The sequence below is a fragment of the Novosphingobium sp. BL-A-41-Hi4A-0G genome, from assembly GCF_055521735.1.
Map to the genome: position 1 here is coordinate 2,002,441 of NZ_CM145501.1, position 15,892 is coordinate 2,018,332.

Annotated in this window: 17 protein-coding genes; 7 read left to right on the top strand and 10 right to left on the bottom strand. The window is 65.2% G+C overall.

Features of this window, described 5'->3' with window-relative positions; all coding sequences use genetic code 11:
- Positions 1 to 23: 23 nt before the first annotated feature.
- The 6 genes from ACZ1JX_RS09630 (at position 24) to ACZ1JX_RS09655 (ending at position 7,815) form a co-directional block, all read left to right on the top strand.
- Positions 24 to 2,876, top strand: a complete 2,853-nt coding sequence (locus ACZ1JX_RS09630) for a 2-oxoglutarate dehydrogenase E1 component (protein ID WP_465123341.1) — start codon at positions 24 to 26, stop codon at positions 2,874 to 2,876.
- A 27-nt stretch (positions 2,877 to 2,903) separates the two neighbouring features.
- Positions 2,904 to 4,130 (top strand): 2-oxoglutarate dehydrogenase complex dihydrolipoyllysine-residue succinyltransferase, encoded by a 1,227-nt coding sequence (gene odhB, locus ACZ1JX_RS09635; RefSeq protein ID WP_465123342.1) that lies wholly within the window; start codon positions 2,904 to 2,906, stop codon positions 4,128 to 4,130.
- A 147-nt stretch (positions 4,131 to 4,277) separates the two neighbouring features.
- Positions 4,278 to 5,678, top strand: coding sequence for a dihydrolipoyl dehydrogenase (gene lpdA / locus ACZ1JX_RS09640; RefSeq protein ID WP_465123343.1), 1,401 nt, complete (start codon positions 4,278 to 4,280; stop codon positions 5,676 to 5,678).
- Positions 5,679 to 5,918: 240 nt separating this feature from the next.
- Positions 5,919 to 6,116 carry a hypothetical protein gene (locus tag ACZ1JX_RS09645; RefSeq protein WP_144906573.1) on the top strand — a complete coding sequence of 66 codons (198 nt, stop codon included), beginning with the start codon at positions 5,919 to 5,921 and terminating at the stop codon, positions 6,114 to 6,116.
- A 6-nt stretch (positions 6,117 to 6,122) separates the two neighbouring features.
- Positions 6,123 to 7,169, top strand: coding sequence for an NAD(P)H-dependent flavin oxidoreductase (locus ACZ1JX_RS09650; RefSeq protein WP_465123344.1), 1,047 nt, complete (start codon positions 6,123 to 6,125; stop codon positions 7,167 to 7,169).
- Positions 7,162 to 7,815 (top strand): trimeric intracellular cation channel family protein, encoded by a 654-nt coding sequence (locus ACZ1JX_RS09655; protein ID WP_465123345.1) that lies wholly within the window; start codon positions 7,162 to 7,164, stop codon positions 7,813 to 7,815. Before ACZ1JX_RS09650 ends, ACZ1JX_RS09655 begins: the two co-directional genes overlap by 8 nt.
- Before the next feature lie 42 nt (positions 7,816 to 7,857).
- On the opposite strand, the gene ACZ1JX_RS09660 is transcribed toward ACZ1JX_RS09655, so the two are convergent.
- The 8 genes from ACZ1JX_RS09660 to ACZ1JX_RS09695 all read right to left on the bottom strand — a co-directional run bounded on the left by ACZ1JX_RS09660 (position 7,858) and on the right by ACZ1JX_RS09695 (position 14,166).
- Positions 7,858 to 8,859: an NADPH:quinone oxidoreductase family protein gene (locus ACZ1JX_RS09660; RefSeq protein WP_465123346.1), complete on the bottom strand. Its 1,002-nt coding sequence runs from the start codon at positions 8,857 to 8,859 to the stop codon at positions 7,858 to 7,860.
- Between the two features lie 94 nt (positions 8,860 to 8,953).
- Entirely contained in the window at positions 8,954 to 9,562 is a 609-nt protein-coding gene (gene leuD / locus ACZ1JX_RS09665; RefSeq protein WP_465123347.1) for a 3-isopropylmalate dehydratase small subunit, read from the bottom strand.
- Positions 9,563 to 9,744: 182 nt separating this feature from the next.
- A complete protein-coding gene (locus ACZ1JX_RS09670; RefSeq protein WP_144906583.1) occupies positions 9,745 to 9,906 on the bottom strand; it encodes an LPXTG cell wall anchor domain-containing protein in 162 nt (53 codons plus the stop codon).
- Positions 9,907 to 9,965: 59 nt separating this feature from the next.
- Positions 9,966 to 10,463 carry a DNA-deoxyinosine glycosylase gene (locus ACZ1JX_RS09675; RefSeq protein ID WP_465123348.1) on the bottom strand — a complete coding sequence of 166 codons (498 nt, stop codon included), beginning with the start codon at positions 10,461 to 10,463 and terminating at the stop codon, positions 9,966 to 9,968.
- Entirely contained in the window at positions 10,460 to 11,527 is a 1,068-nt protein-coding gene (locus tag ACZ1JX_RS09680; RefSeq protein ID WP_465123349.1) for a zinc ribbon domain-containing protein, read from the bottom strand. Before ACZ1JX_RS09680 ends, ACZ1JX_RS09675 begins: the two co-directional genes overlap by 4 nt.
- A 183-nt stretch (positions 11,528 to 11,710) precedes the next feature.
- The gene (locus ACZ1JX_RS09685; protein ID WP_465123350.1) at positions 11,711 to 12,241 is read right to left on the bottom strand and encodes a hypothetical protein; all 531 of its coding nucleotides are present in this window, start codon (positions 12,239 to 12,241) and stop codon (positions 11,711 to 11,713) included.
- A 7-nt stretch (positions 12,242 to 12,248) separates the two neighbouring features.
- On the bottom strand, positions 12,249 to 13,688 hold the full coding sequence (gene leuC / locus ACZ1JX_RS09690; protein ID WP_465123351.1) for a 3-isopropylmalate dehydratase large subunit: 1,440 nt from the start codon (positions 13,686 to 13,688) through the stop codon (positions 12,249 to 12,251).
- Positions 13,689 to 13,785: 97 nt separating this feature from the next.
- Positions 13,786 to 14,166 carry a hypothetical protein gene (locus ACZ1JX_RS09695; RefSeq protein WP_465123352.1) on the bottom strand — a complete coding sequence of 127 codons (381 nt, stop codon included), beginning with the start codon at positions 14,164 to 14,166 and terminating at the stop codon, positions 13,786 to 13,788.
- Positions 14,167 to 14,302: 136 nt separating this feature from the next.
- On the opposite strand from ACZ1JX_RS09695, the gene ACZ1JX_RS09700 reads away from it, so the two are divergent.
- Entirely contained in the window at positions 14,303 to 14,818 is a 516-nt protein-coding gene (locus ACZ1JX_RS09700; RefSeq protein WP_465123353.1) for a sterol desaturase family protein, read from the top strand.
- Positions 14,819 to 14,822: 4 nt separating this feature from the next.
- Here the strand turns inward: ACZ1JX_RS09700 and ACZ1JX_RS09705 are convergent, their stop codons facing one another.
- A complete protein-coding gene (locus tag ACZ1JX_RS09705) occupies positions 14,823 to 15,248 on the bottom strand; it encodes a hypothetical protein (protein WP_465123354.1) in 426 nt (141 codons plus the stop codon).
- A 17-nt stretch (positions 15,249 to 15,265) separates the two neighbouring features.
- Entirely contained in the window at positions 15,266 to 15,841 is a 576-nt protein-coding gene (locus ACZ1JX_RS09710; protein ID WP_465123355.1) for a hypothetical protein, read from the bottom strand.
- Between the last annotated feature and the right edge of the window lie 51 nt (positions 15,842 to 15,892).

Below are 15,892 nucleotides of genomic sequence, written 5' to 3' on the forward strand. Positions count from 1 at the left end.
CCCGGGGGGACCAGGAGTTGAAAATGGGTTCTGAACTGCACGATTTCGACGTGGATCCCGCTCAGGAAGGTCCGCAGCCCGGTCCCTCGTGGCAGAGCAAGCGCTGGCCGATCACGGATGCCGCTGCTGGCGATGACCTGACCCAGGCAATGGACCCGATGGCGCTCAAGCTTGCCATCGGGAAGTCCGCCAAGAAGGGCGGCGCGCAGCTGGACGAAGCAGCGCTGCAGCAGGCGGCGATGGATTCGATCCGCGCGATGACGCTGATCCGCACCTATCGCGTGCGCGGGCATCTGGCCGCCGATCTCGATCCGCTGGGCCTTGCCCGCCAGAAGCTCCCGGCCGACATCTCGCCCGAATACCATGGCTTCACCGCTGCGGACGCCAAGCGCAAGATCTATCTCGGCGGCGTGCTCGGCCTCGAATGGGCCACGCTTGAGGAACTGGTCGCGATCCTGCGTGCCAACTACTGCGGGCACGTCGGCTTCGAATACATGCATATCGCCGACGTGGAGGAACGCAAGTTCATCCAGGACCGCATCGAAGGCGGCGACAAGTCGATCGACTTCACGCCTGCCGGCAAGAAGGCGATCCTCGCCGCCGTGGTACGTGGCGAACAGTACGAGAAGTTCCTCGGCAAGAAGTACGTCGGCACAAAGCGCTTCGGACTTGATGGCGGGGAATCGATGATCCCGGCGCTTGAGGCAATCATCAAGTACGGCGGCCAGCTCGGCGTGCGCGAGATCGTTTACGGCATGGCCCACCGCGGTCGCCTCAACGTGCTCGCCAACGTGATGGCCAAGCCCTATCGCGTGATCTTCCACGAATTCTCGGGCGGCAGCGCCAACCCGCAGGATGTGGGTGGTTCGGGCGACGTGAAGTACCACCTCGGCACTTCGACCGACCGCGAGTTCGACGGGACCAAGGTGCACATGAGCCTTGTGCCCAACCCCTCGCACCTCGAGACGGTCGACCCGATCGTGCTCGGCAAGGTCCGCGCGCAGCAGGTGTTCCGCGACGACATCGGCGATGACGTGGGGCCGAACGCGCGCCACAAGCAGGTGCTGCCGGTGCTGATCCACGGTGACGCAGCCTTTGCAGGCCAGGGCATCGTGTGGGAATGCTTCGGCCTTTCGGGCGTGCGCGGCTACAACACCGGCGGCTGCATCCACTTCATCATCAACAACCAGATCGGCTTCACCACCTCGCCCCAGTTCTCGCGCGGGTCTCCTTACCCGTCGGACGTGGCCAAGGGCGTGCAGGCACCGATCCTCCACGTTAACGGCGATGATCCGGAAGCAGTGACCTTCGCCTGCAAGCTGGCGATCGACTACCGCCAGAAGTTCGGCCGCGACATCGTGGTAGACATGTGGTGCTATCGCCGCTTCGGCCACAACGAGGGCGACGAGCCTTCGTTCACGCAGCCGCTGATGTACGCCAAGATCCGCCAGCATCCGGGCGTGAGCGACATCTATGCCAAGCGCCTTGTCGGCGAAGGCGTGATCGACGCCAACTACAAGGGCGAGATCGAGAGCCACTTCGTGGCGACGCTCGAGACCGAGTTCGAGGCGGCCAAGGGCTACAAGGCCAACGAGGCCGACTGGTTCGGCGGCCGCTGGTCGGGCCTGAACAAGCCGGCCGATCCGGTGACCGCGCGCCGCAACGTGGCGACCGGGATCGACCAGAAGCTGTTCGACAGCCTTGGCCGCACGCTGACCACGGTCCCTGAGGACCTCACCGTCCACAAGACCCTGGGCCGCGTGATCGACGCCAAGCGCGAGATGTTCAGCACAGGTCAGGGCTTCGACTGGGCGACCGGTGAGGCGCTGGCGTTCGGCAGCCTCGTGTCCGAAGGCTATGGCGTGCGCCTGTCCGGGCAGGACTGCGGGCGTGGCACATTCAGCCAGCGTCACGCGGTGTGGGTCGACCAGACCGACGAGCGCAAGTACGTTCCGCTCAAGACGCTGCCGCATGGCACGTTCGAAGTGCTGGATTCGACGCTGTCGGAATATGGCGTGCTCGGCTTCGAGTATGGCTATGCCAGCGCTGACCCGAAGAGCCTCGTGCTGTGGGAAGCGCAGTTCGGCGACTTCGCCAACGGCGCGCAGATCGTGATCGACCAGTACATTGCCGCATCCGAGGCCAAGTGGCTGCGCGCCAACGGCCTCGTCATGCTGCTGCCGCACGGATACGAAGGACAGGGGCCGGAACACTCGTCTGCCCGCATGGAGCGCTATCTGCAGCTGTGCGCAGAAGACAACATCCAGGTGTGCAACATCACCACGCCGGCCAACTACTTCCACGTGCTGCGCCGGCAGATGCACCGTCCGTTCCGCAAGCCGCTGATCATCATGACGCCCAAGAGCCTGCTGCGCCACCCGCTGGCAAAGTCGGTTGCTTCGGACTTCATCGGCGACGGGCACTTCATGCGCATCCTGTCGGACATCAATCCGGCAGCCGACAAGGACACCCGCAAGGTCGTGCTGTGCTCGGGCAAGGTTGCCTATGACTTGATCGAGGCGCGCGATGCCGCGGGCATCACCGATACGCAGATCATCCGCCTCGAACAGCTCTACCCCTTCCCCGGCGAGCCGCTGGCCCTGCGCCTTTCGCGCATGCCGAACCTCGAAGAAGTGGTGTGGTGCCAGGAAGAGCCGCGCAACAACGGTTCGTGGTTCTTTGTCGAGCCGCTGATCGAGGAATCGCTGAAGGCTGCCAAGAGCAAGGTTGCACGTCCGCGCTATGCTGGTCGTGCAGCGGCGGCATCGCCCGCCACGGGCCTCGCCAGCCGCCACACCAGCGAGCAGGGCGCATTGGTTGCCGATGCGCTGGGCCTTTCGGTGCGTGGCGAGATCCGTCGTCAAAAGAAGAACTGATTTTCCTTCTCCCCGAGGAATGAGACTATGTCGATTGAAGTGAAGGTCCCGACGCTGGGCGAAAGCGTCAGCGAAGCAACCGTCGGCCAGTGGCTGAAGAAGCCCGGCGAGGCCGTGGCGCTGGACGAACCCATCGTCAGCCTCGAGACCGACAAGGTCGCGGTTGAAGTGCCTGCGCCTGCTGCGGGCGTGCTGGGCGCGCTGGTGGCCAATGAAGGCGATACGGTGAACGTCGGCGCGCTGCTCGCGCTGATCGAGCAAGGTGGTTCGGCTGCTGCGGTGCCAGCTGCTGCTCCGGCTCCTGCCGCTGCACCTGCTGCGGCTCCGGCTGTAGAGGCCGCTGCTGCTCCGTCCGGTGACGCTGCCGCACTTTCGCCTGCCGTGCGCCGCGCGGTGCTGGAATACGGCATCGATCCTTCGACCGTGAAGGGCACTGGCAAGGACGGCCGCCTGACCAAGGAAGACGTGATGGCCGCCGCTGCTGCCAAGCAGGCCGCGCCTGCCGCTGCGGTCTCGGTTCCTGTCGCAGCGCCTGCCGCTGCGGTTTCGGGTGGTCGCAACGAAGAGCGCGTCAAGATGACGCGCCTGCGCCAGACCATCGCAAAGCGCCTCAAGAGCGCGCAGGAAACCGCCGCCCTGCTCACCACGTTCAACGACGTGGACATGAGCGCGGTGATGGAAGCGCGCAACAAGTACAAGGACGTGTTCGAGAAGAAGCACGGCGTGAAGCTTGGCCTGATGTCGTTCTTCGCCAAGGCATCGGTGCTGGCGCTGAAGGACATCCCTTCGGTCAACGCGCAGATCCAGAGTGATGAGATCGTCTACTTCGACTATGTCGACATCTCGGTCGCGGTCTCGGCGCCGAACGGCCTCGTCGTGCCGGTGGTGCGCGATGTCGACAAGCTGAGCTTTGCGGACATCGAGAAGGCTATCGCGAACTACGGCAAGGCCGCGCGCGACGGCACGCTGACCATGGCCGACATGGCGGGCGGCACGTTCACCATCTCCAACGGCGGTGTGTTCGGCGGCCTGATGTCGACCCCGATCATCAACCCGCCGCAGTCGGCCGTGCTCGGCCTGCACCGCATCGAGGACCGTCCGGTTGTCCGTAATGGCGAGATCGTGATCCGCCCGATGATGTACATCGCGCTGTCTTACGACCACCGTATCATCGACGGTCGCGAGGCGGTGACCGCGCTCAAGACGATCAAGGAAGCGATTGAAGATCCGACGCGGCTGCTGATCGATCTTTGATTTGTAACGATACCTTCGTCATTCCCGCACAGGCGGGAATCCAGTTCCAAGCGTTGTCGCTGGATTCCCGCCTTCGCGGGAATGACGAAAAGCTGGTAAAGGCGAGCTTCAGTTTGCTGAACGCCAGTCACGCAACGGAGCCGGAAAATGGCTGAATACGATTACGACGTCCTTGTCATCGGTGCCGGTCCCGGCGGTTATGTCGCGGCGATCCGCGCGGCGCAGCTGGGGCTGAAGACCGCTTGTGCCGAAGGGCGCGAGACGCTGGGGGGCACGTGCCTCAACGTCGGGTGCATTCCGTCGAAGGCGCTGCTGCACGGGTCGGAGAAGTTCGACGAAGCGGTGAACGGCACTTTTGACACCTACGGCATCAAGACCGGGCCGGTAACGCTCGACCTGACCGCAATGCAGGGGCAGAAGCTGGACTCGGTCAAGCAGCTGACCGGCGGGATCGAGTTCCTGTTCAAGAAGAACAAGGTGACCTGGCTCAAGGGTTACGCGCAGTTCGAGGACGCGCACTCGGTGAACGTGGCTGGCCAGAAGGTGACTGCGAAGAACATCGTGATCGCCACCGGTTCGAGCGTTACGCCGCTTCCGGGCGTGACCGTGGACAACGATGCGGGCGTGATCGTGGACAGCACCGGCGCGCTGGCGCTGGATCGCGTGCCGAACCACCTGGTGGTGATCGGTGGCGGCGTGATCGGGCTTGAGCTGGGTTCGGTCTGGCGCCGTCTGGGCGCGAAGGTGACGGTCGTGGAATTCCTCGACCAATTGCTGCCCGGCATGGACGGCGACGTGCGCAAGGAAGCTGCCAAGATCTTCAAGAAGCAGGGCATGGACCTGAAGCTCGGCACGAAGGTGACCGGCGTTTCGGTGAGCGGCAAGACCGCGACGCTGACGGTCGAGCCTTCGAAGGGCGGCGAGGCAGCGACGATCGAGGCCGATTGCGTGCTGGTCGCCATTGGTCGTCGTCCGAACGTGGATGGTCTGGGCCTCGACAAGATCGGTCTGGAGCTGAACGCGCGCGGGCAGATCGAGACCGACCATGACTTTGCCACCAAGGTTCCGGGCGTCTGGGCCATCGGCGACGTGATCCCCGGCCCGATGCTGGCGCACAAGGCCGAGGACGAAGGCATTGCCGTGGCCGAGAACATTGCAGGGCTTACCGGCATCGTGAACCATGACCTGATCCCGGGCGTGGTCTATACGATGCCCGAGTTCGCAGGCGTGGGGCTGACCGAGGAAGCCGCCCGCGAAAAGGGTGAGATCAAGGTCGGCAAGTTCCCGATGCTCGCCAACAGCCGCGCCAAGACCAACCATGAGCCGGACGGCTTCGTGAAGGTCATCTCGGACGCCAAGACCGACCGCGTGCTGGGCGTGTGGTGCATCGCAAGCGTAGCGGGCACGATGATCGCACAGGCAACGCAGGCGATGGAATTCGGCGCGACTTCGGAAGACATCGCCTATACCTGCCACGCGCACCCGACGCATTCGGAAGCGCTGAAGGAAGCGGCGATGGCGGTGACGGGCAAGCCGATCCACATGTGATTGCAGGCCAAGCCGCATGAACGGGGCCGTCCTTCGGGGCGGCCCTTTTCGTTTGTGCTGAAACCTGCCCACCCCGCTGCGACTAACTTCACTGCGTTCAGCAAGTCTCGCGGTCCTCCCGCCTGCGGGAGGGCTTGAAACGTCGGTTTGTGGCTCCCCTCCCGCAAGCGGGAGGGGTTGGGGGTGGGCAAGCGCGCGGACATGTCCTAACCGCAGGGTTTGAATCGAAGGAGTGCCGCAATGGCGATCAAGCTTACCCTGACCGAAGACGAGACCGAGATCCTGATCGATGCGCTGGAAGCCGACATGGAAGGCTATCTGGAATCGGCCAAGGAAGCGCGCGGGAACAACAACCGCGAGGATGTGAAGACCTTCACCGAAGCGGCTGAACGCATTCAGGCGCTGAAGGCCAGGCTGGAAGCGCTGCTCGGGCAGTAAGGCGCGGTGCGCCTCGCACGCACATTGGGCCTGCGCTATCCGCTGGTGCAGGCACCGATGGCAGGGACGTCCACCCCTGCCCTCGCTGCTGCGGTATGCGAGGCGGGTGGACTGGGGTCAGTCGCGGTTGGCGCGGTGGATGCTGCCGCGGCGCGGGCGATGATTGCGGATTTGCGTTCGAGGACCAAAAGGCCGTTCAACGTCAATGCCTTCGTGCACAGGAAGGCAGAGCGCAATGCTGCGCTGGAACAGGCGTGGATTGCGGCGATGGGGCCGCTGTTCGACAGGTTCGGGGTGCAACCGCCTCGGGAATTGCGCGAAATCTATCGCTCGCTTAACGACGATCCGGACATGCTGGCGGTGCTAGTGGAGGCCGCGCCTGCGGTGGTGAGCTTCCATTTCGGTCTGCCCCGGCCCGACGCGGTGGCGGCGTTGAAGGCGCGGGGGTGCCTGCTGTTTGCGAGCGCGACGTCTTTGGCCGAGGCCGAGGCGGGCGTGGCGGCAGGTATGGATGCCATCGTCGCGCAAGGGTTCGAGGCAGGTGGGCATCGCGGGGTGTTCGATCCTGCTGTGCCGGATGCGCAATTGGACACGCTGGATCTGGTGCGACAGCTTGCCGAGCCGATCGCGGTTCCGGTGATTGCCGCGGGCGGGATCATGGATGGGGCGGACATTCGTGCAGCGCTGGCTGCTGGAGCGGATGCAGTGCAGATGGGCACGGCGTTCGTCGGCTGCCCGGAAAGCGCGGCGGACGAAGGCTATCGTGTCTTGCTGACCGAGGCTGCGGGAACGACGTTGACGGCGGCGATTTCCGGGCGACCGGCACGGTGTCTGGACAATGCCTTCGTGGCTTGGGCGAAGGAGACTTCTGCGACGATTCCGGGCTACCCCATGACTTACGATGCGGGCAAGGCGCTGATCGGGGCGGCTAAGGCTGCGGGCGAACCCGGCTGGGGCGCGCATTGGGCGGGAACGGCCTTTGCGCGGGCGCGGCCGATGCCTGCGGGAGAACTCGTCGCACTGTTGGCGCAGGAGGCCGGATTCGATGCCTGATATGCCCAGTGCCGACCTTTCCGCGCTGATCGGGCTGCTCGATCTTGTCGGCATTGCGGTGTTCGCGCTGACCGGCGCGCTGCTCGCGGCGCAATTGCGGCAGACGTTCGTGACGATGGCGTTCTTTGCGCTGGTGACGGGCGTGGGCGGGGGTTCGGTGCGCGACCTGCTGATCGGAGCGCCGGTGTTCTGGGTGCGCGATCCGTGGGTGGCGCCGGTGTGCCTTGGCGTGGCGCTGGTCGCTTGGTTCACGCCGCATCGCTGGTGGGAAGCTCCCGTCAAAAATTGGCCTGTGCTGGAATGGGCCGACGCGGCGGGGCTCGGCGCTTACGCTGTGCTGGGGACGGCCAAGGCTCTGGCGTTTGGCGTGCCGCCAGTGCCTGCGGTGCTGATGGGGGTGATCACCGGGTGCGTGGGCGGGATCATCCGCGACGTGCTGGCAGGGCGGCCCTCGATCCTGATGCGGCCGGAGTTGTATGTGACGGCAGCGGCGCTCTCGTCCGTGCTTTGCGCAGGCGGCGCGGTGCTGGGGCTGGACCGGGGGCTGGTGTGGCCGGTGGCGGCGGTGGCCGGGTTCGGGCTGCGGGGTGCGGCGATCTGGTGGCGGCTGGGGTTGCCGGTCTATTCGGCGGAGCGTGAGGGCTAGACAGGCCCTCCCCTCCCGCATCCGGGAGGGGAGAAGCAGAGGTCAGCCGATCATTTCGACGACGACCTTGCCCATGGCCTGGCGGTTTTCGAGCAGGGCGATGGCTTCGCGGCCCTGGTCGAGCGTGTAGCGCTGCGAGACGCGGGGATTGATCTTGCCGGCCTTGAGCAGGTCGAACAGTTCGGCGACCTGCGCCTTGAACTTCTCGGGCTCGCGCGTGGTGAAGCCGCCCCAGAATACGCCGCAGACGTCGCAGGATTTCAGCAGGGTGAGGTTGAGCGGCATGCGCGCAATGCCGGCAGGGAAGCCGACGACGAGGAAGCGGCCTTCCCACGCGATGGCGCGCAGCGCGGGCTCGGAATAGTCGCCGCCGACGATGTCATAGACGATGTTCGCGCCGTTCGGGCCGCAGGCGGCCTTGAACTGGTCGGCAAGGGCCTTGGACTGGGCCTTGTCGAAGGGTGGACGGCCATAGATCACGACGTCGTCCGCGCCAGCCTCGCGCGCGACTTGCGCTTTTTCCTCGCTGGAGACGGCAGCGATCACGCGGGCGCCGAAGGCCTTGGCGAGTTCGATGGCGGAAAGGCCGACGCCGCCGGCTGCGCCAAGGACAAGCACGGTATCGCCCACCTTGATGTGGCCGCGATCCTTGAGACCGTGGATCGTGGTGCCGTAGGTCATCAGAAGCGACGCGCCGGTGGCGTAGTCGACACCCTCGGGCAGCGCGAAGAGGCGGGCGACGGGGGCGACGACCTTTTCGGCGAGGCCGCCATTGCCGATCATGGCGATCACGCGATCGCCCACGGCCCAGCCGGTGACGCCCTCGCCTAGCGCCTCGATCTCGCCCGCCAGTTCGCTGCCCGGTGCGTAGGGACGCTCCGGCCGGAACTGGTAGAGATCGCGGATCATCAGCGTGTCGGGGAAGTTGATCGAGCAGGCGCGGACGCGCACCAGCACTTCGCCCTTGCCCGGCACCGGATCGGGCAGGTCGTCGAGCACGAGGGTTTCGGGGCCGCCCGCCGCGTGGGTGCGTAGAGCTTTCATCGATCATTCTCCCTAAAGCCTGTGCGGAATCAATCCGCTTGGGCGATAGGGAAGCAAGTTTTGGCGGGCTTGGGAAGCCCCGTTAAACGCGCAATTAAGCTGCCGCTACGGCATCCGTGCCACGGGCAAGGAAGGGCAGGCTGTCGCGCATCTTCGCCTCATGGGTGGAGATGGCATCGCCGCGGGCCATGGTCAGGCCCACTTCGTCGAGGCCGTTCAGCAGACAATGCTTGCGGAAGGCGTCGATCTCGAAAGTGAAGCGGTCCTGAAACGGGGTTGTGACGGTCTGTGTTTCAAGGTCGATCGAGACGGGATCGGTCTGCGCGACTTCCATCAGGCGGTCGATCGCTTCCTGCGGCAGGACGACGGTGAGAATGCCGTTCTTGAAGGCGTTGCCGGAAAAGATGTCGGAAAACGACGGGGCGATTACGGCCTTGATGCCCAAGTCGCCCAGCGCCCAGGCGGCGTGTTCGCGGCTCGAGCCACAGCCGAAGTTGTCGCCCGCGATGAGGATGGGCGAGCCGGAGAATTCGGCGCTGTCGAAGATGTTGTCGGGATCGGCGCGCAGGGCTTCGAACGCGCCTTTGCCGAGGCCTTGACGCGTGATCGTCTTGAGCCACTTGGCGGGGATGATTACGTCGGTATCGACGTTCTTGCGGCCGAACGGGATGGCCCGTCCTTCGATCTGCTTCACCGGTTCCATGGCGTCGCTATAGCTTGCGGGTTTGGTGATGCAATGCCCGTTTTGTGGAGGCTTTTGGCGCAAGATAGTTGCGTGACGGCGAGGTTATGGATCCCGGCCTTCGCCGGGATGACGGGGGCAGGAGAGATGCTCTCTCATTTTCGTCGCCCCGGCGGAGGCCGGGGCCCATTAAGCCCGCGAACTCAGTCCGTCTCGGGTGTGTCGACCGGGGGGGCCTTGGGTTCGGTCTTTTCGGCGCGTTCCTTGCGGCGCGAGGCGTAGAGGAGGGCGGCGGCCAGTGCTGCCGAGCCGATTGCCGCGCCCGCCATGGCTGCCTTGCCGGTCCAGTCCGTCTTCTTGGTCACGCTTGAAACTCCTTGAATCTGGAGACGAAGATTGGCCGGTCGCGCGACGATTGCAAGGATCAGGCGAGGAATTTCCGCAAGTTCGTCCATTGCGCCAGCTTGGCCTCGAAGGTCAGCGCGGCGTGGGCGGGGCTGCTGGAGGGCAGGCGCAGCAGGGTGAACTCCCCTGCCCCGGCCAGTTGCGGCGCGCCGACGCTCGCCGATTTCGCGCCGTTGAAGGCTATGCAGCGCAGGGCGGGAAGCGAGGCTGCGAGCGTGGCGAGCGGGTTGGGCGCGATCTCGCGAATGGCGGTATCGAGACTGCCGCGCCGGGTGGCCGAGCCGATCGAATCCCACAGGCCGATGCCGTGGGCGAGCAGCGTTTCGAGGCGCTGGTCGTATGCCTTCGCTTCGAGGTCCTCGGCGATCACTGCGCTGACCAGACGCCAGAACTGGTTGCGCGGGTTGGCATAGTAACGCGCGGCGGCAAGGCTCGCTTCGCCGGGCAGACTGCCGAGGATGAGGACTTGCGTGCGCTCGTCGGTGACAGGGGCGAAGGAAGCCTTGCGGGTCGTCATGTCGGCAACGGAGCCGCCTCGTCCTTGGCAGGCGTGCCGCAGGTCATGCAGAAGCGGAAGAAGGCCATCTTGCGGGTGTTGCAGCTGTGGCAGTGGTCGAACAGGGTCATGCCGCAGTGGACGCAGAAGTTGGCTTCGGCCTCGCCCGTGGTCGAGATCGGTCGGTCGCAGCCGGGGCAGACCTTGGCGGCCATCTTCTTGAACGCCTCGTCATGGCTGACGCGGGCGCGGCGGTCCTGTTCGGCCTGGGCTTCGACCTCCTGCCGATGCGCGAGATAGGCACGCATGTTCTTGATCAGGAAGTGCCCGGCGGCAAAGGTAAGGACTATGCCGACGATGTAGCGGATGTAGCCGCCGTAGCTGGGGAGGTAGGGCACGAGTTCGACGAAGAACACGAACACGGCAGCCAGCACGAAGCCGCGCATCAGCGGCCAGTGATCGCTCTTGCGCTTCTTCACCACCATCCACGTGGCGGCCACGAGCATCGGCAGGGTGATGGCCAAGCGCAAGGCGAAGACTCGCAGTTCCTGCCAGAACATCGCCCGTTCCTGCGCGGGGATGGCGTCGGTGATCAGGCGGTTCTCTTCACCGCGCAAAGCGTTCTCGCGCTGGTCGAGCGGGGCGCGCTGGTTCTCGAGGGCGGCGATGGCCTGCTGGATCGCGCGTTCGTTGGCCTTGAGCTGTTCGAGTTCGCGCGTGCGGGCGAGGACTTCGGGGTCCTGCTGGGGGTTGGTGGTAGCGGTGCGCGCGGCAATCCAGGCCTTGAAGGTTTCATTAGCGGTGCCTGACTGGCGCTGCGCCTGTTCAAGCTGGAGCCGCTGGATTTCCAGCTTGTCGTCGATGGCGGTCCTGCTGTCGGCAATCTTGCGGATTTCCTCACGGACGGCGCGGATCGCGGGGGTGTCGTCGGCAGGGGCAGTATAGACTTGCTCCTCGACCATCGGCAGATCGCCAATCACGAGATTGCCGAGGCCGATGATGAAGCCGGCGAACACAATGGATACGAGCCAGAGCACGCCGCGATAGACGCGTTCGGGCACGCGCACGCCCTTGATCATGTCCATGGCTCACCCCTCCTTGGTTTGGGTGGGGAGGCTAAGCTTCGGGCGGGGCGTTGTAAATCGGGGGCAGGACGCTTCGTCCCCACGCTCTGCTCATCCTGAGCCTGTCGAAGGGTGCCGGAACCACGGTTGCGTGCCATGCTTCGACAAGCTCAGCATGAGCGGGGTTGGGGAAGTGGGCCAGTCTTACTTCTGAACCAGCGGGCTGACCGGGTCGCGGTTGGTTTCCCATTGTTCCCATTTGTCGCCGAGTCCGGGGTGGTCGAGCGCGCCTTCGCGCATGGCGGCGGCGGCCTGGGCGGCGGGGAGCGGGGGAAGCGGGCCGTTGTCGCCGAGCATGAGCTCGTCACCCAACAGGCGGAAGGCCTGGGGGCCGGGGCGGAAGGCTTGCACCACAGTCATCACGCTGCCCCCGTACTGGACGACGTCGATCACCAGCGCGTCGACATCGCCGGTGGGCGTGCCGACCTTGACCTGGCGGGCGATGGCGCAATCGGGCCATTGCGCCGCGCCGCCGGTGATGAAGGCACGGGCAGCGTCGTCCTGATCCTTCGGGGTTGCGCCCTCAAATGTCTGGAGCTGGCGGTTGCCGTCAGCGCGCATGCACAGCGATTGCGGCTGGTAGTGGCCGCCGGGCGGCAGGTCCGACGCGGTCCAGAACGCATGGGCCATGAGAAACCCGGCGAGCTGGAGCGCGGCTGTCGGAAGGCCTGCCACGGCTGCGTCAGCCGATCAGCTTGCGCACGTCAGTCAAGCGGCCGGTGACGGCGGCGGCGGCTGCCATGGCCGGGCTGACGAGGTGGGTGCGCGCGCCGGGGCCTTGCCGTCCGACGAAGTTGCGGTTCGAGGTGGAAGCGCAACGTTCGCCCGCGGGCACCTTGTCGGGGTTCATGCCGAGGCAGGCCGAACAGCCGGGCTCGCGCCATTCGAAGCCGGCTTCGGTGAAGATCTTGTCGAGCCCTTCGTCCTCTGCCTGCTTCTTGACGAGGCCTGAGCCGGGAACGACGATCGCCCACTTGACGTTGTCGGCCTTCTTGCGGCCCTTGAGCACGGCGGCGGCGGCGCGCATGTCTTCGATGCGGCTGTTGGTGCACGAGCCGATGAAGATGTTCTGGACCTCGACGTCTTCCATGCGCTGGCCGGGGGTCAGCCCCATGTAGGCGAGGCTGGCCTTGGCGGCTTCCTGCTTGGACGGATCGGCGAAGCTTTCGGGCGCGGGGACGAGGCCGCAGATCGGCAGGACGTCTTCGGGGCTGGTGCCCCAGGTGACCGAAGGTGCGATGTCCTTGGCATCGATCACCACGACCTTGTCGTAGGTTGCGCCCGGATCGGTGGCGAGGCTCTTCCACCAGGCCACGGCCTTGTCCCAGTCCTCGCCCTTGGGCGCGTAGGGGCGGCCCTTGAGGTAGGCGAAAGTCTTTTCATCGGGGGCGCACAGCCCGGCGCGGGCGCCGTGCTCGATGGCCATGTTGGAGATGGTCAGGCGGCCTTCGATGGACAGGTCGCGGATGACCTGCCCGGTGTATTCGATGACCGAGCCGGTGCCGCCCGCCGCGCCCAATACGCCGGTGATGTGCAGGACGACGTCCTTGGCGGTGACACCGGGCATCAGCGTGCCTTCGACGCGCACTTCCATCGACTTGGACTGCTTGAGCAGCAGGGTCTGCGTGGCGAGCACATGCTCGACCTCGCTGGTGCCTATGCCGAAAGCGAGGGCACCGAGGCCGCCGTGGCAGGCAGTGTGGCTGTCACCGCAGACGATGGTCGCGCCGGGCAGCGAGAAGCCCTGCTCCGGTCCGACGACGTGCACGATGCCCTGCTCTGCGTCGGCATCGCCGATGTAGCGGATGCCGAAGGCGGGGGCGTTGCGCTCCAGCGCTTCGAGCTGCTGCGCCGACTCCGGATCGGCAATGGGAACGCGCTTTCCGTCAGCCGTGCGGCGCGCGGTCGTGGGCAGGTTGTGGTCCGGCACGGCGAGCGTGAGATCGGGGCGGCGCACCTTGCGACCGGCTGCGCGCAAGGCTTCGAAGGCCTGCGGGCTGGTCACTTCGTGGACGAGGTGACGGTCGATATAGATGAGCGCGGTGCCATCGTCGCGCTGTTCGACGACGTGGGCGTCCCAGATCTTCTGGTAGAGTGTGCGGGGTGCTGCAGAGTTCGACATGGGCACAGCGGTTAGGCCCGCCCTTCCCGCAATTCAAGCAGGAAAGGGCGGGCCTTGGTTCCACAAAGCGCAATTTTGTTACGCCCTGCGCTTACTTTCAGCCACGACGTCCGTCGCGATCCCACTTCTCGGCGCGCAGGCGCTGGGTGATGTTGGCGACACGGCGTTCGAGCGTGCGATATTCGCCCGACGACAGGCCACGGTCGGCGTAGCGATTGTAGGTTGCCTTGAGGTCGCGCGCGTCGCGGCGCAGGCCCTGGGCTTCGCGCGGGGAGATGGCGCGGTTGCGCTGGGCGCGGTCGATGCGGTTGTCGAGCTGCCAGATGTCGCGGCGGACATCGGCGTTGCGGCCCGGCGTCATGTAGGCAGCTTCGGCGCGGTTGCCGCCGGGGTAGCGGTCATTGTCGTGAGCGAGCGCCGGGGTGGCTACGCCCGCGACGAGGGTTCCGAGAACGGCTGCGAGAATGGTCTTGCGCATGGGATAAGCTCCTCATTGGTCTGTGAGGACATAGTGGTCTTGCGCGGCTGAACGGCAGACAAACGAGGCGTCGCGACTTTCGGGCAAAGTGTAAGAATGTGTCGCGGGGAGGCTTTGCGCGTTGTATGGCACGGCCATGCAGACGCTTGTTGCCATCCTGATCATCGTTGCCACCGTGCTGGTCATGGAATTCGTTGCGTGGTCCAGCCACAAGTACGTGATGCACGGCTTCGGCTGGGGCTGGCACCGCGATCATCACGAGCCGCATGAGGGGTTCTTCGAGAAGAACGACCTTTATGCGGTGGTGGGCGCGGCGATCTCGATCAGCTTCTTCATGTTGGGCAGTCCGCTGGTCATGGGGGCCGAGGCGTGGTGGCCGGCAACATTCATCGGGCTTGGCGTGATGGCTTACGGGGCGATCTATACGCTGGTGCACGATGGGCTTGTCCATCAGCGCTGGTTCCGCTGGGTGCCGAAGCGCGGCTATGCCAAGCGGCTGGTGCAGGCGCACAAGCTGCACCATGCAACCATCGGCAAGGAGGGCGGGGTGAGCTTCGGCTTCATCATCGCGCGCGATCCGTTGGCGCTGAAGCGGGAGTTGCGGGCGCAACGCGAGCAGGGGATTGCGGTGCTGCGGGAAGCGGTGGATTGAGCGCTCAGCTCGCCCAGATGAAGCGTACGAGCGCCATCGAGAACGCGAACAGGTAAGCGTAACCGAAGCTGTCGAGCCGGACAAGCATCTGACCCCGCTTGTTTCGAGCCCTGCCAATCAGAGCCATGAATGCACCGATGGCGAGAGGCGTGACCGCAAGGTTGATTGCGCGCAACGCAGGGTTCCGGATGGCCGAAGCAGGAAACAGAAACAGGCTGATCCCACCCGCAATCAAGCCCCATAAAGTATATCCAACGATCGAGAACGCCGGAGTACGGGGCTTTCTGAGTGGATCAGCCAATGCGCGCAAGCCAAGCTCCGCAAGCAGCTCGAACAGCACCTGCAGCAATATCTCGCCGAAGATCTGGAAGATGAATTCGAAGATAAGCTCCATATACTGGCTGAATACGACAGCCCGAAGATCCGACAAGTCTTTCTTCTTACAATTCAGGCCAGCCTGATCTCGTTCAGTACGCCTTTGGCCAGATTGCGGAAGCGCAGGGCGTCGGAGACGGAGATGGGCTGGTTGTGGGCGGCGGCGTTACGTAGTGCGCGCATCTCGCCGATCATGCCGAGCGTCCGGGCCGGCAATATGCCGCGCCTGCCAAGCGCCCGGCTGGCTTCGGCGGCATCGGGACTTGCGATCTGGTGATCGTGGGCAAGCGCGGTGAGCGCATCTTCAACGCGCGACCAAGCGTCAAGCACGGCGGCGTTGGGCGATAGATCCAGCAACTGCAGGAAGCGACCGTGATCGCCAGAAAGCGCGAGTTCCGGACCCGTTTCGGGCTCCGGCGGCAGCGGCGGCGCTTCGGATTCGAGGCGATCGAGCCGCTGCGCGAAGCGGGCCGACTTGTCGCCCCAACTCAATTCGTCGAGCCGCGCCAGCAGGGTCAACAGAGGGCGGCGGAAGATCAGGGCTATCGTCAGCGCAGCCAGCGGCCATGCGAGCGCGCCGAGGACCGAAGCGGTCCAGCCTAGCCAGTCAGTGCCGGAGCCTGCCGGGCCCACGGTGAGCGAAATCATCGTGCGAATCCAATTTCTTCGAGTCCAGGTGGTTCATATCGGATTTGGAAC